The sequence below is a fragment of the Dongia sp. P2_B8 genome, assembly GCF_056404715.1.
Genome location: NZ_JBFUDM010000008.1, coordinates 165,705 through 187,096 on the forward strand (window position 1 = coordinate 165,705; position 21,392 = coordinate 187,096).

The 21,392-nt window shown below is 62.1% G+C and carries 23 protein-coding genes; 15 read left to right on the plus strand and 8 right to left on the minus strand.

The annotated features are described in order from the left end of the window. Positions 1 to 2 precede the first annotated feature (2 nt). From AC1DWZ_RS20745 to petA, 4 genes are all read right to left on the minus strand, one after another. Complete coding sequence (locus AC1DWZ_RS20745; RefSeq protein WP_477170848.1) at positions 3 to 890, minus strand: VOC family protein; 888 nt, start codon at positions 888 to 890, stop codon at positions 3 to 5. Between the two features lie 312 nt (positions 891 to 1,202). Beyond that, positions 1,203 to 1,997 (minus strand): cytochrome c1, encoded by a 795-nt coding sequence (locus AC1DWZ_RS20750; RefSeq protein WP_477170849.1) that lies wholly within the window; start codon positions 1,995 to 1,997, stop codon positions 1,203 to 1,205. After that, a complete protein-coding gene (locus AC1DWZ_RS20755; protein WP_477170850.1) occupies positions 1,997 to 3,361 on the minus strand; it encodes a cytochrome b in 1,365 nt (454 codons plus the stop codon). Before AC1DWZ_RS20755 ends, AC1DWZ_RS20750 begins: the two co-directional genes overlap by 1 nt. Before the next feature lie 14 nt (positions 3,362 to 3,375). Beyond that, positions 3,376 to 3,933, minus strand: a complete 558-nt coding sequence (gene petA / locus AC1DWZ_RS20760) for a ubiquinol-cytochrome c reductase iron-sulfur subunit (protein WP_477170851.1) — start codon at positions 3,931 to 3,933, stop codon at positions 3,376 to 3,378. Positions 3,934 to 4,260: 327 nt separating this feature from the next. Between petA and AC1DWZ_RS20765 the strand changes: the two genes are divergently transcribed. Next, positions 4,261 to 4,731 (plus strand): tRNA (cytidine(34)-2'-O)-methyltransferase, encoded by a 471-nt coding sequence (locus AC1DWZ_RS20765; protein WP_477170852.1) that lies wholly within the window; start codon positions 4,261 to 4,263, stop codon positions 4,729 to 4,731. Continuing rightward, positions 4,728 to 5,627, plus strand: coding sequence for an oxygen-dependent coproporphyrinogen oxidase (hemF, locus tag AC1DWZ_RS20770; protein ID WP_477170853.1), 900 nt, complete (start codon positions 4,728 to 4,730; stop codon positions 5,625 to 5,627). Before AC1DWZ_RS20765 ends, hemF begins: the two co-directional genes overlap by 4 nt. On the opposite strand, the gene AC1DWZ_RS20775 is transcribed toward hemF, so the two are convergent. Beyond that, positions 5,624 to 6,841, minus strand: a complete 1,218-nt coding sequence (locus AC1DWZ_RS20775; protein WP_477170854.1) for a CCA tRNA nucleotidyltransferase — start codon at positions 6,839 to 6,841, stop codon at positions 5,624 to 5,626. The two genes, hemF and AC1DWZ_RS20775, sit on opposite strands and share 4 nt — an antisense overlap. 157 nt (positions 6,842 to 6,998) lie before the next feature. On the opposite strand from AC1DWZ_RS20775, the gene AC1DWZ_RS20780 reads away from it, so the two are divergent. Continuing rightward, a complete protein-coding gene (locus AC1DWZ_RS20780; protein ID WP_477170855.1) occupies positions 6,999 to 8,210 on the plus strand; it encodes an acetate/propionate family kinase in 1,212 nt (403 codons plus the stop codon). Here AC1DWZ_RS20780 and AC1DWZ_RS20785 read toward each other — a convergent pair. After that, positions 8,170 to 9,207: a glycosyltransferase family 4 protein gene (locus tag AC1DWZ_RS20785; protein WP_477170856.1), complete on the minus strand. Its 1,038-nt coding sequence runs from the start codon at positions 9,205 to 9,207 to the stop codon at positions 8,170 to 8,172. The two genes, AC1DWZ_RS20780 and AC1DWZ_RS20785, sit on opposite strands and share 41 nt — an antisense overlap. Next, positions 9,204 to 10,025: a UDP-2,3-diacylglucosamine diphosphatase gene (locus tag AC1DWZ_RS20790; protein WP_477170857.1), complete on the minus strand. Its 822-nt coding sequence runs from the start codon at positions 10,023 to 10,025 to the stop codon at positions 9,204 to 9,206. Before AC1DWZ_RS20790 ends, AC1DWZ_RS20785 begins: the two co-directional genes overlap by 4 nt. 330 nt (positions 10,026 to 10,355) lie before the next feature. Between AC1DWZ_RS20790 and AC1DWZ_RS20795 the strand changes: the two genes are divergently transcribed. Both AC1DWZ_RS20795 and AC1DWZ_RS20800 read left to right on the plus strand, forming a co-directional pair. Beyond that, entirely contained in the window at positions 10,356 to 10,985 is a 630-nt protein-coding gene (locus AC1DWZ_RS20795) for a GntR family transcriptional regulator (protein ID WP_477170858.1), read from the plus strand. 2 nt (positions 10,986 to 10,987) lie between these two features. Continuing rightward, positions 10,988 to 11,431, plus strand: a complete 444-nt coding sequence (locus AC1DWZ_RS20800; RefSeq protein ID WP_477170859.1) for an OsmC family protein — start codon at positions 10,988 to 10,990, stop codon at positions 11,429 to 11,431. A gap of 30 nt (positions 11,432 to 11,461) precedes the next feature. On the opposite strand, the gene mutM is transcribed toward AC1DWZ_RS20800, so the two are convergent. Continuing rightward, on the minus strand, positions 11,462 to 12,286 hold the full coding sequence (gene mutM / locus AC1DWZ_RS20805; RefSeq protein ID WP_477170860.1) for a bifunctional DNA-formamidopyrimidine glycosylase/DNA-(apurinic or apyrimidinic site) lyase: 825 nt from the start codon (positions 12,284 to 12,286) through the stop codon (positions 11,462 to 11,464). Positions 12,287 to 12,393: 107 nt separating this feature from the next. On the opposite strand from mutM, the gene ubiE reads away from it, so the two are divergent. The 10 genes from ubiE (at position 12,394) to AC1DWZ_RS20855 (ending at position 21,389) form a co-directional block, all read left to right on the plus strand. Next, positions 12,394 to 13,170 carry a bifunctional demethylmenaquinone methyltransferase/2-methoxy-6-polyprenyl-1,4-benzoquinol methylase UbiE gene (gene ubiE / locus AC1DWZ_RS20810; protein WP_477170861.1) on the plus strand — a complete coding sequence of 259 codons (777 nt, stop codon included), beginning with the start codon at positions 12,394 to 12,396 and terminating at the stop codon, positions 13,168 to 13,170. Next, a complete protein-coding gene (gene ubiB / locus AC1DWZ_RS20815) occupies positions 13,170 to 14,723 on the plus strand; it encodes a 2-polyprenylphenol 6-hydroxylase (RefSeq protein WP_477170862.1) in 1,554 nt (517 codons plus the stop codon). The genes ubiE and ubiB overlap by 1 nt, the downstream gene beginning before the upstream one ends. Then, positions 14,723 to 15,376, plus strand: coding sequence for an HAD hydrolase-like protein (locus AC1DWZ_RS20820; protein ID WP_477170863.1), 654 nt, complete (start codon positions 14,723 to 14,725; stop codon positions 15,374 to 15,376). Before ubiB ends, AC1DWZ_RS20820 begins: the two co-directional genes overlap by 1 nt. Next, positions 15,373 to 15,822 (plus strand): YqaA family protein, encoded by a 450-nt coding sequence (locus tag AC1DWZ_RS20825; protein ID WP_477170864.1) that lies wholly within the window; start codon positions 15,373 to 15,375, stop codon positions 15,820 to 15,822. The genes AC1DWZ_RS20820 and AC1DWZ_RS20825 overlap by 4 nt, the downstream gene beginning before the upstream one ends. A 29-nt stretch (positions 15,823 to 15,851) precedes the next feature. After that, positions 15,852 to 16,301: a thiol-disulfide oxidoreductase DCC family protein gene (locus tag AC1DWZ_RS20830; protein WP_477170865.1), complete on the plus strand. Its 450-nt coding sequence runs from the start codon at positions 15,852 to 15,854 to the stop codon at positions 16,299 to 16,301. Between the two features lie 181 nt (positions 16,302 to 16,482). Then, complete coding sequence (locus tag AC1DWZ_RS20835) at positions 16,483 to 18,450, plus strand: hypothetical protein (RefSeq protein WP_477170866.1); 1,968 nt, start codon at positions 16,483 to 16,485, stop codon at positions 18,448 to 18,450. Between the two features lie 86 nt (positions 18,451 to 18,536). After that, complete coding sequence (locus tag AC1DWZ_RS20840; RefSeq protein ID WP_477170867.1) at positions 18,537 to 19,112, plus strand: DUF4166 domain-containing protein; 576 nt, start codon at positions 18,537 to 18,539, stop codon at positions 19,110 to 19,112. 101 nt (positions 19,113 to 19,213) lie between these two features. After that, on the plus strand, positions 19,214 to 20,437 hold the full coding sequence (coaBC, locus tag AC1DWZ_RS20845) for a bifunctional phosphopantothenoylcysteine decarboxylase/phosphopantothenate--cysteine ligase CoaBC (protein ID WP_477170868.1): 1,224 nt from the start codon (positions 19,214 to 19,216) through the stop codon (positions 20,435 to 20,437). After that, positions 20,434 to 20,898: a dUTP diphosphatase gene (gene dut / locus AC1DWZ_RS20850; RefSeq protein WP_477170869.1), complete on the plus strand. Its 465-nt coding sequence runs from the start codon at positions 20,434 to 20,436 to the stop codon at positions 20,896 to 20,898. The genes coaBC and dut overlap by 4 nt, the downstream gene beginning before the upstream one ends. 35 nt (positions 20,899 to 20,933) lie before the next feature. Then, a complete protein-coding gene (locus AC1DWZ_RS20855) occupies positions 20,934 to 21,389 on the plus strand; it encodes an RrF2 family transcriptional regulator (RefSeq protein WP_477170870.1) in 456 nt (151 codons plus the stop codon). Positions 21,390 to 21,392: the final 3 nt, after the last annotated feature.

Here is a 21,392-nt window from a genome sequence, read left to right on the forward strand (position 1 = left end):
AATTACTCCTGGACGAATTCGATGATGACGCCGTCGGCTTCTTCGGGCGGCACGATGCAACCCTTGCCGGTCTTGAGCGCCAGCACATTCTGGAACCGCAGATGATCGCGGCAGCGCGCTTTGTCGGCGACCGCGATCTTGAGTGCCGCAATCCAAGGTGCCGGATATTCCGGCAGCGGCACCAGGGCCGGATAAAGCTGGGCAAGGCCGGCCCGGTTGGTGAAGCGGATATGGCCGTTGCCGGTATCGATCACGGTCATGTAGTTCGTGGTCTTGATGCAATCGGGGCCGAACACGTCCAACCAGCCAAAGGCTGCCGCGACCGGATCGTCGACCACCACCGTCATCGAGACGATGCCGGTCGCCCTGTTGGCGTGGCGCAGCCATTCCGGCCGGCGGATGAGGTCGGGCGTCTTATGCGCGCAGACGAAGGCCGAAAGGCCCGGTGTTGCCGTTTGCGGCAGCATGACCAGGCCGAATTCCGGCAGCACGGTGCCTTCCGGCAGTTCGAGTTCCCGCTTCAGGACCTTGGGTCCCTCGGCGGCAATGCCGATGGCACGCAGCTGCGCCGCGCAGGCAACCTCGTCAGGACTGGCGAAGGCCAGCCCCATCAACCCTTCGCGGGTCTTCAAGAACGATTCGAGATTGTTGGTGAATTGCGCCGGATCGATGATGCCGAGGAGCTCGATATAGCTATCCTCGAACATGATGCAGTAATTGCCGGTGCCCCAGCCGATATGGCGGCCGCGCGGCGTCAGGTGGAACCCCAGCCGCGCCCAGCGCACTGCCGAGGCTTCGAGATCGCGGACACCGACCAGCACATGATCGATGCCGGTGATGGCTGGAACCGGTATCTGCAACGCCATGGCCGGCAGCATCAACTTCCCCATCCCATTCTGTTCATCTTGTTTAACGCAGATCGCGGCCCCGGTAAACTTTCGGCAAACTTTCGGTGCAAACTTGGCGGCAACCTTGGTGGGCGAACTCTCAGGACCAACCTGGTGCGGTGGACGTCAGGACAATATGCCGCCCCGCCGTGACACAAACGTAACTCGGATATCTGCACAACCCAGATACAGGCGTAACTCGAACTGGGTGAGATCGATCCGGGCTCATCCGCCTGCTCAAAGAAAAACCGCCGCCCCGGTGACCGGGACGGCGGTTTTCAGCGCTTTAGAACGACCGAGCGTCCGTGGCCAAGGTCAGTGGATCTTGGCCCAGATCTTCCGCTTGGCGGCATAAGCGATGAGCGTGAACACGATCAGGAACAGCATCGCGCGCAGACCCGTATGCAAGCGGCTTTCATAGTTCGGCTCGCCCGCCCAGGTCAGAAACACCGCCACGTCGCGTGACATCTGTTCGACCGTGGCCTGGGTCCCGTCTTCATAGGTGACGGCCCCTTCGGAGAGCGGGTTCGGCATCGCGATCTGGTGACCGGCGAAGCCTTCATTGTAGTTCATGCCTTCGGTCAGGTGGAAACCGGCTGGCGGCTCCTTGTAACCATTGAGCACACCGTGGATGTAATCGGCACCTTCATAGGCACCGAAACCCTTGCCGGCACGGCTGCGGGCGATGAGCGAGAAGTCCGGCGGCAAGGCACCGTTGTTGGCAGCACGCGCTGCCTGTTCGTTGGCAAACGGCGCCTTGAAGTGATCGGACGGCTTGCCGGGACGATCGAACATCTCGCCTTCGTCGTTCGGACCGTCGGTGACGGTGACCGAGGCCGCGATCTCTTTCACCTGGTCTTCCGAGAAGCCGATCTCCTGCAGATTGCGGTAGGAGAGCAGGTTCAGCGAATGGCAGGCCGAACACACGTCCTTATAGACCTGGAAACCACGATGCAGCTGCGGCCGGTCGAACTTGCCGAAGAAGCCCTGGAACGACCATTGCTCCTTCTCGACATGAACTTCGTGGCGCGGCTCGGCGGCCACGAACAGCACGGCCGTGATGCCGACCAGTGCAGTGATGCCCTTCAGGAGCAGAGATTTGGCGCTCATCAGAGCTTCTCCATCGGCTTGGGCATGGTTTGGGCAATGGCGGCATGGCTGCCACCCGCACCAAGGACCGGGCGTGAGATCGAGAGGGGAACCGGCAGTGCACGTTCGAAGATCGAGAGCAGCGGCAGGATCACCAGGAAGTAGCCAAAGTAATAAAGCGTCGCTAGCTGCCCTATAGTGATGATGCTTAGGCGCAGACCGAAATTTATCCCATCGGTCCCGAACGCGAAGAAGAGTATCTGTCCGCGCCCGTCGTCAGGTCCGATCGAGAATGTCGCCGGATCCCAAATCCAATCCGGGGCGTTCTTGCCGCAGATGACCAGGATGGCGCAATCGAACACCAGCATCCAGAAGAACCATTTGAAGGCCGGACGATAGGTGCCCGAGCGGACCGGCGAACGGTCGAGCCAGGGCAGCACGAACAGGACCAGGATCGAGGCGAACATGGCGATGACGCCGAACAGCTTGTCCGGGATCGACCGCAGGATCGCGTAGAACGGCAGGAAGTACCATTCCGGCACGATGTGCTGCGGGGTCGAGAGCGGATTGGCCGGGATGAAATTGTCCGGATCGCCCAACGTCACCGGTGCATAGAACACCCAGTAAGCGAAGAAGATCATGAACACGCCGAGGCCGAACAGATCCTTCACCGTGTAATACGGGTGGAAGGGGATGCTGTCCTGCGGACCCTTGGTGTCGATGCCGATCGGGTTGTTGGAGCCGAAGCGGTGCAAGGCAACGACATGCAGCACGACGACACCCAGCAGCACGAAGGGCAGCAGGTAATGGAGCGAGAAGAAGCGGTTGAGGGTCGGGTTATCGACCGAGAAACCGCCCCATAGCAACGTCACGATCGACTTGCCCACGACCGGCAGGGCCGAGAACAGGTTGGTGATGACGGTCGCACCCCAGAAGCTCATCTGGCCCCAGGGCAGCACATAGCCCATGAACGCGGTGGCCATCATGAGGAGCAGGATGACGACGCCGATCTGCCACAGCAGTTCGCGGGGTGCCTTGTAGGATCCGTAGAACAGGCCGCGGAACATATGGACGTAGACGACGATGAAGAACATCGACGCGCCGTTCATGTGGATATAGCGCAGCAGCCAGCCGTAATTCACGTCGCGCATGATGCGCTCGACCGAATTGAAGGCGTAATCGACATGGGGCGTGTATTGCATGGCAAGGAAAATGCCCGACGCCATCATCACCATCAGCATGAAGCCGGCGAGGCTGCCGAAGTTCCACCAGTAGCTGAGGTTCTTCGGGGTCGGATATTCGTTCGCTTCGTGATGCAGGAAGGTAAAGACCGGCAGACGATGGTCGATCCAGCGGATGACCGGGTTCTTGAAATTGGCGCTCATCTTTACGCGCTCCCTCAGCCGATCTTCACGACGGTGTCGCTCACATACTGGTAGGCCGGAACCTCCAGGTTGAGCGGCGCGGGGCCCTTACGGATACGGCCCGACGTGTCGTATTGCGAGCCGTGGCAGGGGCAGTACCAGCCGCCAAATTCGCCCTTGGGCTCGGCGTCCTTCTGTCCCAGCGGCACGCAGCCAAGATGGGTGCAGACACCGACCAGAACCAGGAAGGCCGGCTTCTGGGCGCGGACTTCGTCTTTCTGCGGATCGCGCATCTCGACAGTGTCGTCTTTCACCGCCTGCTCGATCTCGGCCGCCGTGCGATGGCGGATGAAGACCGGCTTGCCGCGCCATTTGACCGTGATCGCCTGGCCTTCGGCCACTTGGCTGATATCGACCTCGATCGATGACAGCGCCAGCACGTCCTTCGACGGGTTCATGCTGCTGACGAACGGCCACACCGCGGAGGCTCCGCCAAAGGCGGCCACCGATGCTGCGGTCAGATAAAGAAAGTCGCGGCGCGTGCCTTCTACGCCCGAAGATTGCCCACTGGGCGCTTGCGCGTGATCCGCCATATGTCTTGTCCCTCCGGCAAGAGAAACCTGCCCGCGCCTATCACCACATTTGCCGTGGCTCTGGGAACGCAGACAAGCTTTGAATACCCAAAATTATCTGGGGTTTATACCACGGCGCCAGAAACCGGCCGCAGGCCCGAGACGCGACAGAACGCCGCATTAGGACAGCATTACGTCCCCTCACAGCATCCCGATCCCTGGCCGCGACCCGACAGGCCCCGGCATTCCCCCTTAACCGCGCCAAGGGTATAAACATTTCCACTTGATTTGCAAGGCAGGGCCACTTCCCCTCCGCTCTGCAAGGATTACTGAAAGCATAACCGAATCATGCGCTTGGTCTTGTTTGAGCCGGACATTCCGCAGAATACCGGGGCGCTGTTGCGCCTAGCCGCCTGCTGGAATCTCAGCGTCGACGTGATTTTCCCCTGCGGCTTCATCTTCGACGACAAGCGCGTGAAGCGGGCGGGCATGGATTATGTGGCCGAGGTCGACATCAAGCGCCACAGTTCCTGGGCCACCTACCAGGCTTGGCGCAGCGAAAATCCGGGCCTTGCCGGACGGCTCCTGCTGCTCTCGACCAAGGCTGCATCCCCCTATCAGGACTTTGCCTATCGTGCCGATGACAGTCTGATGGTCGGGCGCGAATCGAGCGGTGTGCCGGAGGCGGTGCATTTGGCCGCAGATCACCGGCTGGTCATTCCGTTGCGCGCGGGCATGAGATCGCTCAATGTTGCCATGGCCGCCGCCATCGTCACGGGCGAGGCCCTGCGGCAAACCGGATTTTCGAGCATTTCATGATTCTCTATACCGACCAGGCGCCCTGTCCCACGGACTACCAGGCACAGGCGCAAAGCTGGTTCACGACCCTCCGCGACGAGATCTGCACGAGCTTCGAACAGCTTGAGAATGCGTACGAGTCGCACCCAAATCTGCCCGCCGAATCGACCCCCGGCCGATTCGAACGCACGAGCTGGGAGCGCGATGGTGGCGCCCAGGAATCCGGTGGGGGTGGCACCATGTCGGTGATGAAGGGGCGCCTGTTCGAAAAGGTCGGCGTCAACATCTCGACCGTCTTCGGCACCTTCTCGCCGGAGTTCCGCCAGCAGATTCCAGGGACCGCGGAAGACGGCACCTTCTGGGCCAGCGGCATCAGCCTGGTGGCGCATATGCGCTCGCCCCATGTGCCGGCGGTACATATGAACACGCGCCTCATCGTCACCAGCAAAGCGTGGTTTGGTGGCGGCGCCGACCTCACGCCGACGTTTCCAGACGCCCATGCGGCGGATGCGGCGCTGTTTCACCAGGCACTGCAAGGTGCCTGCGACGCCCAGGACGCCAGCTATTACCCGCGCTTCAAGAAATGGTGCGACGAATACTTCTACCTGCCCCATCGCCATGAGCCGCGTGGCGTGGGTGGCATCTTTTATGATCAGCTGAATTCCGGCAGCTGGGAGCGCGACTTCGCCTTCACGCAATCGGTGGGGAAGGCCTTCCGGGATATCTATCCAGAGATCGTGCGCAGGAACATGGAGCGTCCCTGGTCGGCAGACGAGCGCCGCCAGCAACTGATCCGTCGCGGTCGCTATGTCGAGTTCAACCTGCTCTATGACCGCGGCACAACCTTCGGCCTGAAGACCGGCGGCAACACCGAAGCGATTCTGATGTCCCTGCCGCCGGAAGTGATCTGGCCTTAAGCCAGCAGCGACCGCGCTTTCTCGAGGCACGCTGCGCGGTCGGCGGTGAAATCGCCGGCGATCCACCAGGCTTCGATCTCGGCGAGTTTGGCGCCGAGGTCGGGACCTGCGGTGTGGCCGAGGGCCAGGAGATCGCGGCCGGCCAGGGGAAATACCGGCTTTGGCCAATTGCGGATGATGTCGAGCGCGCGGTGCCAATCGCTCTCCAGACCCGCGCTGGCCCAATCGAGCAGCAGCAGATCGAGCGCCCGCGCATTGCCAAGATCGTAGATCTGCCGGCGCACCAGATGCGCGTGCGACACATTGAAATCGGGGCGCACGCCGCTGGCCATTTCCAGCCGGCCGCGATCGGCGTTGGAGAGTTTTAGCGTTTCGGCGATGGCGGGGCCGCTTCCCGTCACGGTGAGGGCCGCCAGGCGCCGCAACGGATCGGGCGTCACCGCCAATGTCGCCTCGAGCCCCGCCACCTTGATCAAACGATCCTGGCTGGTGGCCCAGGGCAGATAGCTCGGCCCGAAATCGCGCAGCAGCATCTCGCCCCAGATGTCGACACCGCGCCGGGCGACGAGCAGCTTCAATGTTTCCTGGCGCAGGCGCTCACCCGACAGGCGCTTCAATTCATCCCGGCGGGCGGTGGCAGCCACAATCGCCGCCGCATCGAAATCGCCCGCCGCATAATCCGCGTGGAAACGGAAGAAGCGCAAAATGCGCAGATAATCCTCGTCCATGCGCTGTGCCGGATCACCGACGAAGCGGACACGGCCGGCCTTGAGATCAGCCAAGCCATCGAAATAGTCATAGACTTGACCCGCTGCGTCGCAGAACAGCGCATTCATGGTGAGGTCGCGGCGGGCTGCGTCCTGCTGCCAATCGTCGGTGAAGGCGACCACCGCATGGCGCCCGTCGGTTTCGACATCATGGCGGAGCGTGGTCACTTCAAAGCCGACATGATCGGCGATGGCGGTGATGGTGCCGTGCTTGATGCCGGTCGGCACCGATTTGAGGCCGGCCGCTGCCAGGGCTGCGATGACCGCCTCAGGGGCCAGATTGGTCGCGATGTCGAGATCGCGCACGGGCCGGCCGAGCAGCCCATCGCGCACGCAGCCACCGACAAAGCGCCCTTCGCCGCCAGCAGCGGCCAAAGCGTGCAGCACCTTTTGCGCCGCCGCGGCATGCGGCCAGGAATGAGGATCGAGGGTCGCCGTGATTCGCATGCCGGCATCCTAACTGAGAGGTGACAGCTCTGATAGATCATCTGGCCCGTTGATCATCTGGCCCGGCGGATCATCTGGCCCGGGATTATCTGGCCTGCCCCTCGCTTCGCCATTGGCTCTTGCCAGCAGGTCAGCTTCCTGGCCTAGGATCGCTGCCATGCAGCAGATCCTCCTTGCCATCAACGCCGGTTCGTCCAGCATCAAGTTCCAGGTCTTCGCCACGGCCGGCGACAAGCTCACGCGACGCGTGATTGGTCTGCTGGACGGCATTGGCAGCCAGCCGCGCCTCCTCATCCGCAACGGCAGCGGCGACACACTTGTCGAGCATTCCTTCGCCACCGATGCGGTCGCCAGCGTGGAAGCAGCGCAGGAGATCGTCGCCGACTGGCTCGAAGGGCCTGCTGGAACCACTGCCATCGGCGGGCCGCTCACCGCCATCGGGCACCGCGTGGTCCATGGCGGGGCGGATTTCGCGGGAGCCGTGCGCATCGACGATGAGGTCCTGGCCCGCATCCATGCGTTGACGCCCTTGGCGCCCTTGCACCAGCCCAAGAATCTGGCGCCGATCCTCAGCTGGCGCAGGCGGCAACCGCAACTGCTGCAGATCGCCTGCTTCGACACGGCCTTTCATCGTGGCCACAGCGAGCTTGCCGACCGGTTCGCCATTCCGGACGAGCTCTATCGCGAGGGCGTTCGACGCTATGGCTTTCACGGCCTGTCCTATGAATATGTCGCACAACGGCTGCTAGAGGTGGCGCCCGACATCGCCGACGGCCGCATCATCGTGGCGCATCTGGGCAATGGCTGTTCGCTGTGTGCGCTCAAAGACGGGCGCAGCGTCGACAGCACCATGAGCTTCACCGCCCTTGATGGCATTCCCATGGGGACACGGCCGGGCGCCATCGATCCCGGCATCGTGCTTTACCTGATGCGCGAGAAGGGCATGGACGCCGCCGCGATCGAGCGCTTCCTCTATCATGAATGCGGCCTCAAGGGCCTCTCGGGCATCAGCAACGATGTGCGCATCCTGGAAGCAAGTGACGACCCGAAGGCGCGCCTTGCCTTGGATCATTTCGTCTATCGCATCACCAAGGAAGTGGGTGCCCTGGCGGCTGTCCTTGGTGGTATCGACGCCCTCATCTTCACTGCCGGCATCGGTGAGAACGGCGCCGATCTCCGCCGGCGGATCGTCGCCGGTTCGGCTTGGCTCGGCCTGTCGCTCGATTCCGATAAAATGCATCCGCGCGTGCTCATCATCCCCACCGATGAGGAACTGATGATCGCGCGCCATACGCAGCGTTTGCTGCAGCCGGCCCGAGCCTTCAATTTCAGCCGAACAGCCGCGCCGGCACCAAGGCGAGATTGTTGAGAAATTGCTGGGTTGCTGCCCGCCAGGAGAAGCGCTCGGCTTCTGCCCGGCATTGTGCCCGCGGGATGTTGAGCGCCCGCTTGATCGCCTTGCCGAGATCAAGATCGAGAGCGCCGGAAACGCCTTCACGCAAAATATCCTTCGGTCCGGCCACGGGAAAGGCTGCGACCGGGACACCGCTTGCCAGGGCTTCCAGGATCACCAAGCCGAATGTGTCAGTGAGGCTGGGGAAGACGAAGACATCGGCTGCGGCATAAAGCTGTGCCAGATCGTCGCCGACCTTCTGGCCGAGGAAGACCGCCTTGGGAAAACGCGCCTTGAGGTCGGCATGCTGCGGTCCGTCGCCGATCACCACCTGGCTGCCTGGCAAATCGAGCTTCAGGAAGGCTTCGATATTCTTCTCGACAGCGAGGCGACCCACATAAAGATGGACCGGGCGCGGGAGATCCGGGAGCGGCGGCGCTTCGTTGGCTTGGGGCCGTGGCCGGAACTGTCTGGTATCGACGCCCCGCGACCAGCGGCGGATCTTCATGAAACCCCGGCTGCGCAGATCGGCCTCGATCGAGGCTGTGGCCACCATCGTTGCCTGCGCCGCCCCGTGAAAGCGCCGCAGCCAGGCATAGCTCAGCCACAAGGGCAGGCCGAAGCGGGCCGCCACATATTCCGGAAAGCGCGTGTGATAGGCCGTGGTGAAGGGCAGGCCACGGCGCAGGCAATAACGCCGAGCCGCCAGCCCCAACGGGCCTTCGGTCGCGATATGAATGGCATTGGGCGCCAGCGCATCGAGCCTTGCCGCCAGCCGCCAATAGGGAAAGATCGCCAGGCGGATTTCCGGATAGGTCGGACAGGCGATTGAGCGGAAGGATTGCGGGGAAAGGATCGTCGGCCGGTGCCCAGCCTGTACCAATTCGTCCATGGTGCGGCCGATGGTGCGCACGACACCGTTGGTCTGTGGCGCCCAGGCATCGGTGACGATGGCGATGTTGAGGGATTTCATTGATCGAGTGCCAGCTTTGCCGGCAGCAGGGCCGGTGTCAGCATCGACAATTGCCGGTTGGCAGCCCATTCGACGATCTCCAACCTGCCGTCACGATGCTCTACCAGTGCGGTGCAGCTTTCCACCCAGTCACCGTCATTGGCATAGAGAATGCCATCGATATCCTTGAGTGCTGCCTGATGGATATGACCGCACACCACGCCGTCGAAGCCGCGGCGCTTGGCCTCGGCCGCGACCGTATGTTCGAAATCGCCGATGAACTTGACCGCATCCTTGACCCGCGATTTGAGATAGGCCGAGAGCGACCAATAAGGATAGCCCAGCACATGGCGGGCGCGGTTGAACCATTGATTGAGGGCAAGTGCTGCCGTGTAGGCTGAATCGCCCAATCTTGCGAGCCAGGGCGCATAGCGCATGATGCCGTCGAAGGCATCGCCATGGATGATCAGCAGACGCTTGCCATCGGCAGTGACATGCACCGCCTCGTTCATCACCAGCACATCACCGAAAGCATGGTCGTCATAGTCGCGTAACGGCTCGTCATGATTGCCCGGCACATAGATGACTTGCGTGCCTTTGCGCGCCTTCCGCAGCAGCTTCTGCACCACGTCATTATGGCTTTGCGGCCAGAACCAGCCCTTGGACAGGCGCCAGCAATCGATGATGTCGCCCACCAGATAGACGTAATCGGCTTCGTTATGCTTCAGGAAGTCGAGCAGATACTCGGCCTTGCAGCCGCGCGTGCCCAGATGCACGTCGGAGATGAAGATCGCGCGGTAGCGCGTCGTATCGCTCGCCATCTGGGACATCGCGTTCATATCGCCCGTTCCGATTCGCAAAGCTCTTAAGTCACTGCTCTTAAGTCACTGGGCTCTCAATCCGTGGCCCGCACTTAGCGTCTATTGCGTTGCAGGATGATGACGCGGCGGGCGCGCAGGCGAATTTGCAAATGATTTCATGGGGGCGTCATGGGAAAGACGCGGATATGTCATGAGGCATAGCGCCTCACTCCCCGACCCTCTCAAACCCCCGACGAATGTCGGCCTTCGCCGGCTGCGGGGAGGGAGCAGAACGCCGCGACCGAGGGGAAACATTTTTCAGCTGTTTAACGCTTGACCAGCTCCGCGAGTGCATATTAGTTTGGATCCATGGATCCAAAGTCAATTTTCAGCGAACTGCAAGACCAGATCGAGTCGGGCGAATTGGCGCCAGGCTCCGTTCTCAAGCAGGAGTTGATCGCCGAGCGTTTCGGGGTCAGCCGCCAGCCCATCAGGCAGGCCTTGGACCGGTTGCTGGGGTGTGGCTTGGTCGTGCGGCGTCGCGACCGGAGCCTGGTGGTAGCGATCCTCTCAGAACGGGAGGCGACTGAACTTTCCGAACTTCGGGCTATCCTGGAAATTGCTGCCTTGGAACAGTCGGCGCCGTTGCTCTCGCCTTCCACCTTGCGGGCGGCCAAAAGGCTCAACGAAGAACTATTCGCAGAATACGATCCGCTGCGGATTGAAGAGCTGGACCAGCAGTTTCATCGCACCCTGTACAGCGCGTGCAAAAATGCGCGACTGCTTACAACCCTGGCGGGACTTCGCCGAGAAGCCCGGCGAACGTGTTTTCATCAAAAACGTGGCGCCAAAGAGCGCACTGATTTTTACGAGGAGCACGCCGCAATCATTGCTGCTTGCGCGAAGGGAGATGTCGACGCTGCCGCGCGGCATCTTCGCCACCACCTCACTCAAACGGCTGCGAAACTTCTTTCCATTCCGACAGAGGATCTACCATGAAAATGACCGTCGAAGTGCATTGGGAGCGAGAAGGCGCAGTATTTACCGACAAGCGTTACAGCCGCGCGCACATTTGGCGCTTTGACGGTGGCCAAGTCGTGCCGGCGTCAGCTTCGCCGCATATCGTGCCACTTCCTTATTCTGTGGAAGCCAACGTCGATCCAGAGGAGGCCTATATCGCGGCGATCTCCAGCTGCCACATGTTGACTTTTCTCTCGCTCGCGGCGCCCAAGCAGATCGTCGTCGAGAGCTATACCGACAACGCGACCGGCGTGATGGAAATGGTCGACGGGAAATTGGTCGTCAGCCGCGTTGAACTCAATCCGATCATCGTCTACGCCGGGACGGCGCCAACCGCCGAAACCCAGGCGGAACTGCATCACTCGGCGCATGAACAGTGCTTCATTGCCAATTCCGTCAAGACGGACATCCAGCTAGCCAGTTGAGACACCATTTTCCGTCGCGATGCTCTGTCGCTATCGCTGATCCACCGGGCAGTAAAACGTCGACCGCGCACCCTGGGTGATCTTCTTGATCGGGCCGCCGCAGACGCGGCATTTGTCGCCCTCGCGGTCATAGACTTTCCAGCGGTGCTGGAAATAGCCGAGCTCGCCATTGGCCTGGACATAATCACGCAGGGACGAGCCGCCGGCCTTGATCGCTTCCTTGAGCACGGTCTTGATCGCGGCGGCCAATTTCTCGGCGCGTTCGCCCTGGATGGTGCTGGCGCGGCGCTTGGGGCTGATGCCGGCACGGAAGAGCGATTCCGAGGCWTAGATATTGCCGACGCCAACAACCAGCCGCTGATCCATGATGGCAAGCTTGACCGAGGTCTTGCGCCCTTTCAGCATCGCCGCGAGCGACGCACCGTTGAAGTCCGGCGACAGCGGTTCAAGACCCAGACTGCGAATGAGCTTGTGGTCGCCAAGTTCCGCCGCACTCACCAGATCCATGAGGCCGAAGCGGCGCGCATCGTTGAAGCGGACGCAGGTGCCATTGTCGATGTCGAACACGACATGGTCATGGCGGTCGAGGAGCGCCGGCCGCTTTTCGTTGACGACCATCGAGCCGGACATGCCGAGATGAACCAGAAGGACCATCCCGTCATCGAGCTCGATGATGATGTATTTGGCGCGCCTACGGATGGCATCGATGCGCCGGCCCGTGAGGCGCGCCACGAAGCCTTCGGGGAAGGGAAAGCGCAAATTGGGACGGCGCTGCTCCACGGCCGCGAGACGCCGGCCCAGCAGCTTCAGCGCCAGCCCGCGACAAACCGTCTCAACTTCAGGTAATTCAGGCATGATTTGCTAGCGGTAATGGGGCAAAAGGGCGTCGTCAAGTTATTGATCTCAAAGACTGGTATCAGGCGGCAGCAACAGCTAAAGTCCCGGCCAAACGGGAAAGAAACATGCCGGTCGAAACACCCTCTGATCACGAAACTAACGGTAACGACAGCACCTGGTTCGGCTTTCGCCGCATCGAGGCTGGGCAGAAGGCCGCCTTGGTGCAGGGTGTGTTCTCGTCGGTTGCCGGCAAATACGACCTCATGAACGATCTGATGTCGGGCGGCATCCATCGCCTGTGGAAATCAGCCATGCTGGACTGGCTCAGCCCCCGTCCGGGCTGGAACAGCCTGGATGTGGCAGGCGGCACGGGCGACATCGCCTTTCGCATCCATGAGCGCCAGYCCAGCGCCCATGTGACCATCTGCGATCTCACCCCTGCCATGCTGGAGGTCGGCCGCGACCGCGCCATCGACAAGGGTATCCTTAGCGGCCTCGACTGGGTCAGCGGCAACGCCGAGGACCTGCCCTTCGAGGACATGCATTTCGACAGCTATACGATCGCCTTCGGCCTGCGGAATGTCGGGCGCCAGCAACGCGCCCTTGAGGAAGCCTATCGCGTGCTGCGGCCGGGCGGGCGGTTCCTGTGCCTGGAATTCAGCCATGTCGCCCTGCCAGCACTCTCCAAGCTCTACGACGTCTATTCCTTCAAGGTCCTGCCCTGGCTGGGCCAGCAGGTCGCCGGCGATCGCGATTCCTATCAATATCTGGTGGAATCGATTCGCAAATTTCCGACCCAGGACAATCTTGCAGGCATGATGAGCAAAGCAGGCTTCCGCAACGTGACCTATCGCAATCTCACAGGCGGCATCGCGGCCCTTCATTCCGGCTGGCGCGTCTGATGCTCCGCACGCTCCGCTCGCTCTATCGCCTGTTCGTCATCGCCCGCGTCTTTGCCCGGCACGGCGCCCTCGCCCCATTCGAGGCCGCCTTGTCCAATGCGGGCCTTGCCCCCGTCCTGCTGTTCTTCGCCCGCATCCTGTTCGGGGGTGAAGTGGCTGGCCAGCGACCCGGCGAGCGTCTGGCGGCAGCCTTGGCCGAGCTCGGTCCCGCTTTCATCAAACTGGGCCAGGTGCTCTCGACCCGCTCCGATCTTCTGGGCGAGCAGGTGGCGGCCGACCTTGCCAAATTGCAGGACCAGCTGCCGGCCTTCAGCTCCTTTGCTGCGAAATCGCGCATCGAATTGGAATTGGGGGCACCGCTCGCCACCCTTTTTGCCAGCTTCGACGACGAGCCGGTCTCCGCGGCCTCGATCAGCCAGGTGCATTTCGCTGTCACCACGCCGGAACTGGATGCACTCGACGGCCGCCCTGTGGCGGTGAAAGTGCTGCGGCCGGGGATCGAAGAAGCGTTCCAGTCGGATATCGACCTCCTCATGTGGATCGCTGAAATCATCGAGCGCACGCAGCCGAAGCTCCGGCGCCTGAAGCCGGTCGAGGTGGTGAAGACCTTCGCCGCCACCGTGCATATCGAAATGGACCTGCGGCTTGAAGCCGCCTCCGCCTCGGAACTCCGCGACAATTTCGAAGGCGATCCCAGCTACCGTGTGCCGGCGATCGATTGGGCGCGCACCGCCAGGCGTGTCATGACCCAGGAACGCATGACCGGCATTCCGATGGATGACGGCCCCGCCATGCGCGCGGCCGGCCTCGACGTTGACGATGTGCTGACCAAGGCCGCCAACATCTTTTTCAACCAGGCTTTCCGCGACGGCTATTTCCACGGCGACCAGCATCCCGGCAACATGACGGTCGGCTATGATGGCGCCATCCAGGTGGTCGATTTCGGCATCATGGGGCGCCTTGAGAAGAAGACGCGCTTCTATCTCGCCGACATGCTTCTGGGCTTCCTGGAGCGCGACTATATCCGCGTCGCCAAGATGCATATCGAGGCAGGCTATCTGCCGCAGAGCCAGTCGATCGACGAGTTTGCACTGGCCTTGCGCTCGATCGGCGAGCCGATCCAGGGCCGGCCGCTCCACGAGATCAGCTTTGCCCGCATGCTGGGCCAGCTGTTCGCCATCGCCGAGACCTTCGACATGGAAGTGCAGCCGCAATTGCTGCTCCTCCAGAAGAACATGCTGATGGCCGAGGGTGTTTCGCGCCAATTGAACCCGACGCTCAACATCTGGACGCTGGCGCGCCCGCTTATCGAACAATGGATGATCGAAAATCGCGGTCCCAAGGCACGCATCGAGCAGGGCATTGCCGATTTCCTCGACGTGGTCGAGCGTGGCCCCACCGTGTTGCGGACCGTCGAGCGATTGGTCAGCCATCTGGCAGATGGCGGCCTGAAGCTCGATCCCGAGGCCCTGCGCGTCATCAACCGCCAGGGCTCAAACTGGTGGCTGTGGCTGCTCATCGCCGTGCTGACCGCGGCACTGCTGTTCCGCTGATGCCTGCGTTCGAGTCGATCCTCTTCGACCTCGACGGCACGCTGACGGATCCCAAGATCGGCATCATCGGGTCGATCCGCTATGCGTTGGAGAAGATGGCGGCCGTCATCGATCCCGCGGACGATCTCACCTGGTGCATTGGCCCACCGCTTCTGGGCAGCTTCGAACGTTTGCTGGGTGACCCTGCCTTGGCGAGCACGGCGCTGCAGCATTATCGCGACCGTTTCGGCGTGACCGGCATGTTCGAGAACACGCTCTTTGCCGGCATCACCGCAACGCTTGCCGACCTCGTCGCCGCTGGCACAAGATTGTTCGTGGCAACCTCGAAACCGCATTTCTACGCACGGCCGATTGTCGATCATTTCGATCTCACGCGTTTCTTCATCGCCGTCGAAGGGGCCGAGCTCGACGGGACCCGGGCCGATAAGGGCGCGCTCATTGCGCATGTCATCTCGACGCACAAGATCGATGCGGCGCGTGCGCTAATGGTCGGCGACCGGGAACATGACATTATCGGCGCAAAGAAGAATGGCCTGCGAAGCCTCGGCGTCCTCTATGGCTATGGCAGTGAAGCGGAACTGGCCAGGGCCGGCGCCGATGCGCTCTGCGCCACGCCGGCAGAGCTCATGGCCAGCATCCGTCGTCTTGCATGAGCCTGCTTGCCTATCTCACGCTCTTCCTGTCAGCCTTCGGCGCCGCCACCATCCTGCCGGGCTTTTCCGAGGCTGTCCTCACCACCTTGCTGCTGGAGCAGCCGCAAGCGTGGCTCCCGGTCCTGCTGGTCGCCACGGCCGGCAACACGCTGGGCGGTGTCGCCAATTGGCTGCTCGGCCGCTATCTCCTCCACTGGCAGGATCGGAGATGGTTTCCGGTGAGCCGGCAGCGTCTGGACCAGGCGAGCCGGCTCTTCCAGCGCTATGGCTATCCCCTGCTGCTCTTGTCCTGGGTTCCCATCATCGGCGATCCGATCACGCTTGCGGCCGGCATGCTGCGGGCACGGTTCCTGCCCTTCTTCATTCTGGTCCTCATCGGCAAGGCAGCGCGCTATGCCTTCATCGCCTGGGTCATTCTGGGCGGCCTCCAGCTCGGCACGCCGTGACGGATTTCGTGCTAATGATAAGCATGCGCATGACTGAGGCTTACAGCTATCGCAGCGATCCGGCAGTGCCGGCCTTTCCGGATGAACACCCGCTGATCGTGTTCGATGGGGTCTGTGCACTATGCTCCGGCTTTGTGCGCTTCGTGCTGCGCCATGACAAAGTGGGCCGTTATCGCTTTCTCGCCGCGCAATCGGATCTGGCGGCAGCACTCTATCGTCACTACGGCCTGCCCACCGATCATTGGGAAACCAACCTCCTGATCCAGGAGGGACGCCTGTTCGTCCGCAGCGACGCAGCAATCGAGATCGTGCGCGGATTCAGCGGTCTCTGGCGCGCCTTCAAGCTCCTGCGTCTGATCCCGCGGCCCGTGCGGGATTGGCTGTATGACCGCATCGCCGGCAACCGCTATCGCTGGTTCGGCCGCCACGATCTCTGCCTCGTGCCAGACGCCGGGCAGGCCGACAGGTTTCTGTCGTAGAAGGCTGTGACAGAGAGGGTACGGAATTCGCCCTGGATTGTCCTCGATATGTCACTTAAATATCTGATTTAAAACAGAAAATTTAAATTCTGATATTCTTTCTTTAAGCCTTTCAGGGCTATTTCTGCAGTGCACCAAGCTGTCGCCTCGGCCGCTTGCATGCCCTTTGCAGAGAGATGTCATGCCCGTCCGTTACATATCCCCTACCGGCGCCGGTCTCATGGATGGATCGTCGGCCGCAAATGCCGGCACCTTGGCCAGCCTGTCGAAACTGATCGCCGCGGCCGGGCCGGGTGGCGAGGTGCGGTTGCTGGCCGACCAGGGCACCTATCATCCCAGCGGCCAGATTTCCGTGAGCGCCGGCGGCACCGATGCAGCACCGGTCACGATCCGCGGCGTCGATAGTGCTGGCCATGACATGGCAGCGAACATCAGCGGCACCCGGCTGGAGCATTGGACCACCGGGCAAAGCGAGGGAACCGAGCTGTTCCGCCTGCTGGACGGCGCCGACAATCTTCGCTTTGAACATTTGTCGGTCCGCAATGTCGGCGATGGTGCGTTCCGTATCGGCGCCGATATCGAGAATCTGACGATCGAACATGTCGATGCCCACAACGTCTATCGTTTCATTGGCGACAATGTATCGGGGGCGGAGACAACCGCCACCGTCAGCGGCCTCACCGTGCGCGATGTTGACATCACCGGCTATGCCAGGGGCGCCATCCTTCTCAAATATGACAGCCACGGAATCCTGATCGAAGATTTGACGGCGACCGGACCGACCAAGACGAGTGAATCCTATATCGGCGGCGTGGTTCTCGATGGCACTGCCCACGATGTTCTTCTGCGCAATGTGGAGATATCGAACAACCGGGCGACGGGAACTGCCGACAGCTACTGGAACGGCGACGGCTTCACCACCGAGCGGGGCGTTTACGATGTGCACTTCGAGAACACGGTGGCGCGCGGCAATACCGATGCCGGCTATGACATCAAATCGAGCGACACGGTTCTCGTCGGCGCCGTGGCGGAGGATAACAATCGCAGCTTCCGCTTCTGGAGCGATTCGGTGACGCTGGAAAACGGGACCAGCATCACGCCCACGCATAGCGGCGGCATCGCCGGCACCGCACATGTATGGTTCGGCGCAGGCGCTGCCGCCACCATCGACAATTTCCATTTCACCGACGACACCACGCCGCACACACTGTTTGACCTGTCGCAGGGCGGTGCCGTGCTGACCCTGCTCGACACCGCCATACCTGCCGCCTACACCGAACTCGTCTGGCTGTTGAAGGGCTCCCACATCGTGACAGCAGCGAGTGATGCCGATAGCACGCCCCACAATGACATCATCAATGGCACAGCGGGTGCCGACTTATTGCGCGGCTATGCCGGCAACGATTCCTACCTTGTCAACAATGGCGGTGATGTCGTGACGGAAGGCGTCAATGCCGGCGTCGATATCGTTACCACGTCTTTGGCACGGTATAATCTCACCGCCAATGTCGAAAACCTGACCCATCTTGGGACCGGCGATTTCGCCGGCATCGGCAATCAACTCAACAACAAGATGCTCGGCGGAAACGGCGCCGACGAATTCCATGGCGGAAAGGGCCAGGACACGCTCATCGGCGGCGTCGGCTCGGACCTGCTTTTCGGCGACAGCCGCAGCGATGTGCTCTTTGGCAATGCCGGCTATGACAAGCTCCATGGCGGCGGCGATGACGACCGGCTTGCCGGCGGCAATGGCAGCGACCGCCTATATGGCGAAAACGGCAACGACACGCTCGGCGGCGGCAACGGGTTGGACAGGCTCTTCGGCGGTGCTGGTGACGATACCTTCGTGTTCGATACGGCACCCCGCGCCGGCAATGTCGACGTGATCCACGATTTCAGCGCCGCTGCCGACACGATCCGGCTCGATGATGTGGTGTTTGACGATATCCACGCGACCGGCCAATTGGCGGCCGGTGCTTTCGCCCATTGGCAGCATCCCGGCCAGGCTGACGACAGAATCGTCTACGACCAGAACAGCGGGAAACTCTATTACGACCCGACCGGCGGCGCCCATGGCGATGCCCAGCAGTTCGCGACGCTCACCAACGCCCCGGACGATCTCAGCACCAAGGATTTCATCATCCTTTAGAGGATAAATTTCCGGTCCGTGCCGGCAGGTTGAGGTTTCCCCATTGTGAACCGGAGATGCTAACGTTCACTGTGGAATTAACGACAATGAACCCAGCCGGCACCAGCGCGCCCTTGCCGAGACCGCTATATGCCCGCGTGCTCGGGCCCGCTTTCGCGCGACTGCCAGCGCCCGTGCAGGCGATGCATGCCTTCACGGCAGATGCCCATGTTGCCGGGCGCGGCAGCGTGCGGCGGGGTGGCAATCTACTGGCCCGCTTGGTGGGATGGGCGTTCCGCTTCCCACCCGCAGAGGAGGATGTCCCCGTCGCGGTGACCTTTACACTGGATGAGGTAGGCGAGACCTGGTGGCGGGATTTTGCGGGCCGGCGCTTTCGCAGCCGCCTCTCCTCGCGCGACAAGGACGGCCATACGATCCTCACCGAGACTTTCTGGCCCTTCACCTTCGATTTCGATCTGCACGCCCATGAAGCCGGGTTGGAGATGGAAATCCGTGCCTGGCGCATGCTCGGCCTGCCACTGCCACGGCGCCTCGCCCCGCAGATCAGCGCCCATGAACGGGTCGCCTATGGGCGCTTCACCTTCGATGTCCGCATCGCCCTGCCCCGGGGAGTGCTGGGGGGACCGCTGGTCGTTCACTACACCGGCTGGCTGGAATCCTGACCCTCCTGATTGCCGGGTTATTTCCCAGCAAACCCATGGGGTATCTTGAATTTCTCCACAGCAAACAGTAAATACTAAAGTTCACTGTGGAATGAATGATCATGAGCTCAGCCGATACCAATTCTGGCAAGCGGGTCCTTCTCATCATCGCCGGCGGCATCGCCGCCTATAAGGCGTTGGACATCATCCGGCGCGGGCGCGAGCGTGGGTTGGCGTTCCGGGTCATCCTGACCAAGGGCGGCGAGCAGTTCGTCACCCCCCTGTCGGTTGCCTCGCTCGCCGGCAGCAAGGTCTATACCGAGCTCTTCTCCCTCACCGATGAAGCCGAGATGGGGCATATCCGCCTGGTGCGGGAAGCCGATCTGGTGCTGGTGGCGCCCGCCACCGCCGACATCATCGCCAAGATGGCCCATGGCCGCGCCGACGATCTGGCCAGCACCGCACTGCTCGCCAATGACCGGCCGGTGCTGATCGCCCCCTCGATGAACGTCGTCATGTGGACCAACCCCGCAGTCCAGGAGAATGTCGCCACGCTGCGCAAACGCGGTATCGCCACCATCGGCCCCGGCGCTGGGGATCTGGCCTGTGGTGAAGTGGGCGACGGACGTCTCGCCGAACCCCTGGATATCGTCGCCGCCGTTCTTGCGCGCCTGGCGCCCGGACCGCTCACCGGCTTGAAGGCTTTGGTGACATCCGGTCCCACTTATGAGGCGATCGACCCGGTGCGGTTCATCGGCAACCGGTCGTCCGGCCGTCAGGGCCATGCGATTGCCGCTGCCTTGGCTGCAGCCGGTGCCCATACCACGCTGATCACCGGCCCCACCGCCCTGCCCGACCCCGCCGGCTGCCAAGTCCATCATATCGAGAGTGCTGCCGAAATGCTGGCGCAGACCCTCCATCACCTGCCCGTCGATATCGCCGTGGCGGCAGCAGCCGTCAGCGATTGGCGGCCGACAGCGCAGGCTGACCAGAAGATGAAGAAGCGCGAGAACGCAGCGCCGCCCCGGCTCGAGCTCACCGCCAATCCCGACATTCTGGCCACCATCGCTGCCCCCGGCCCGAACCGGCCCAAGCTGGTGGTGGGTTTTGCCGCCGAAACCGAAAAGGTCGTCGAGCACGCCGTGGCCAAGCGCCAGAAGAAGCAATGCGACTGGATTCTTGCCAACGATGTTTCAGTAGACACGGGCACCTTCGGCGGCGCCGACAATAAGGTCTATTTCATCAACGGCGCCGGACCTGAGGAATGGCCGCGCTTGAGCAAGACCGAGCTTGCCCAGCGCCTGGTCGCCCGCATCGCCGCCGAATTCAAGAAAGCTGTTTCATGAGCGAGATCAAAGTTGCCATCAGCCGCCTGCCCCATGGCGCCGATCTGCCGCTGCCGGCTTATGCAACGGCGGGTGCCGCCGGGCTCGATCTGCTGGCTGCGGTGGCATCCGAGGTGACCTTGCCGCCGCTTGGCCGCGCCCTGGTGCCAACCGGCATCAGCATCGCCTTGCCGCTGGGCTATGAGGGCCAGGTGCGGCCGCGATCGGGTCTTGCGTTGAAACAGGGCGTCACCGTCCTCAATGCGCCCGGCACGATCGATGCGGATTACCGCGGCGAGGTTGGCGTCATCCTCATCAATCTTTCCGATGCACCGGTGACCTTGAAGCGCGGCGAGCGTATCGCGCAATTGCTGCTGGCCAAAGTCGAGCGCCTTGCCTGGGACGAGGTCGCGACCTTGCCGACCACCGAACGCGGCAGCGGCGGCTTCGGCTCGACCGGTCTCAAGACGGCCACATCATGATCCAGAAGCGATAGAAACCAGAGCGGGGAAGCTCCGTGCTACATCCATCCAAACGACTGCTGTTCGCCATCGAAGCCGTGCTCGACATCGCCTATTACGGCGGATCGCAGCCGGTGCAATCGGGTGACATTTCCGCGCGCCAGGGAATTCCCAGACGCTATCTGGAACAGGTGCTGCAGCATCTTGTGCGCACCAACATCCTGGCCGGCCACCGTGGCCCGAAAGGCGGCTATGTGCTGGCGCGCGAAAAGCGCCGGATCACGCTGGGTGAAATCGTCCGCGCGGTACGCCAGTTCGAGGGTTCGCCCGACCCGGTGCAGACGGCGGCAGGATCACGGGTGGCGCTGGAGATCGTGCGGCCGGTCTGGCGCGAATTGCAGCAGGAGATGCTGACCAAGCTCGACGACATGACGCTTGAGGATCTCTGCCAGAAGGCCCAGGCCGCCGGCATCCAGACAGACGCGCTGCAGCGCCTCGATTTCAGCATCTGAAGC

Excerpts from the sequence above, each read along its gene's own strand:
- AC1DWZ_RS20800 (WP_477170859.1), top strand. The coding sequence starts at position 10,988 with ATGACCGTCGAAGTGCATTGGGAGCGAGAAGGCGCAGTATTTACCGAC.
- AC1DWZ_RS20840 (WP_477170867.1), top strand. The coding sequence starts at position 18,537 with ATGAACCCAGCCGGCACCAGCGCGCCCTTGCCGAGACCGCTATATGCC.
- dut (WP_477170869.1), top strand. The coding sequence starts at position 20,434 with ATGAGCGAGATCAAAGTTGCCATCAGCCGCCTGCCCCATGGCGCCGAT.
- hemF (WP_477170853.1), top strand. The coding sequence starts at position 4,728 with ATGATTCTCTATACCGACCAGGCGCCCTGTCCCACGGACTACCAGGCA.
- AC1DWZ_RS20790 (WP_477170857.1), bottom strand. The coding sequence starts at position 10,025 with ATGAACGCGATGTCCCAGATGGCGAGCGATACGACGCGCTACCGCGCG.
- AC1DWZ_RS20825 (WP_477170864.1), top strand. The coding sequence starts at position 15,373 with ATGAGCCTGCTTGCCTATCTCACGCTCTTCCTGTCAGCCTTCGGCGCC.
- AC1DWZ_RS20795 (WP_477170858.1), top strand. The coding sequence starts at position 10,356 with ATGGATCCAAAGTCAATTTTCAGCGAACTGCAAGACCAGATCGAGTCG.
- petA (WP_477170851.1), bottom strand. The coding sequence starts at position 3,933 with ATGGCGGATCACGCGCAAGCGCCCAGTGGGCAATCTTCGGGCGTAGAA.
- ubiB (WP_477170862.1), top strand. The coding sequence starts at position 13,170 with ATGCTCCGCACGCTCCGCTCGCTCTATCGCCTGTTCGTCATCGCCCGC.
- AC1DWZ_RS20835 (WP_477170866.1), top strand. The coding sequence starts at position 16,483 with ATGCCCGTCCGTTACATATCCCCTACCGGCGCCGGTCTCATGGATGGA.
- AC1DWZ_RS20745 (WP_477170848.1), bottom strand. The coding sequence starts at position 890 with ATGGGGAAGTTGATGCTGCCGGCCATGGCGTTGCAGATACCGGTTCCA.
- AC1DWZ_RS20830 (WP_477170865.1), top strand. The coding sequence starts at position 15,852 with ATGACTGAGGCTTACAGCTATCGCAGCGATCCGGCAGTGCCGGCCTTT.
- AC1DWZ_RS20750 (WP_477170849.1), bottom strand. The coding sequence starts at position 1,997 with ATGAGCGCCAAATCTCTGCTCCTGAAGGGCATCACTGCACTGGTCGGC.
- AC1DWZ_RS20820 (WP_477170863.1), top strand. The coding sequence starts at position 14,723 with ATGCCTGCGTTCGAGTCGATCCTCTTCGACCTCGACGGCACGCTGACG.
- AC1DWZ_RS20775 (WP_477170854.1), bottom strand. The coding sequence starts at position 6,841 with ATGCGAATCACGGCGACCCTCGATCCTCATTCCTGGCCGCATGCCGCG.
- AC1DWZ_RS20780 (WP_477170855.1), top strand. The coding sequence starts at position 6,999 with ATGCAGCAGATCCTCCTTGCCATCAACGCCGGTTCGTCCAGCATCAAG.
- AC1DWZ_RS20765 (WP_477170852.1), top strand. The coding sequence starts at position 4,261 with ATGCGCTTGGTCTTGTTTGAGCCGGACATTCCGCAGAATACCGGGGCG.
- coaBC (WP_477170868.1), top strand. The coding sequence starts at position 19,214 with ATGAGCTCAGCCGATACCAATTCTGGCAAGCGGGTCCTTCTCATCATC.
- AC1DWZ_RS20785 (WP_477170856.1), bottom strand. The coding sequence starts at position 9,207 with ATGAAATCCCTCAACATCGCCATCGTCACCGATGCCTGGGCGCCACAG.
- AC1DWZ_RS20755 (WP_477170850.1), bottom strand. The coding sequence starts at position 3,361 with ATGAGCGCCAATTTCAAGAACCCGGTCATCCGCTGGATCGACCATCGT.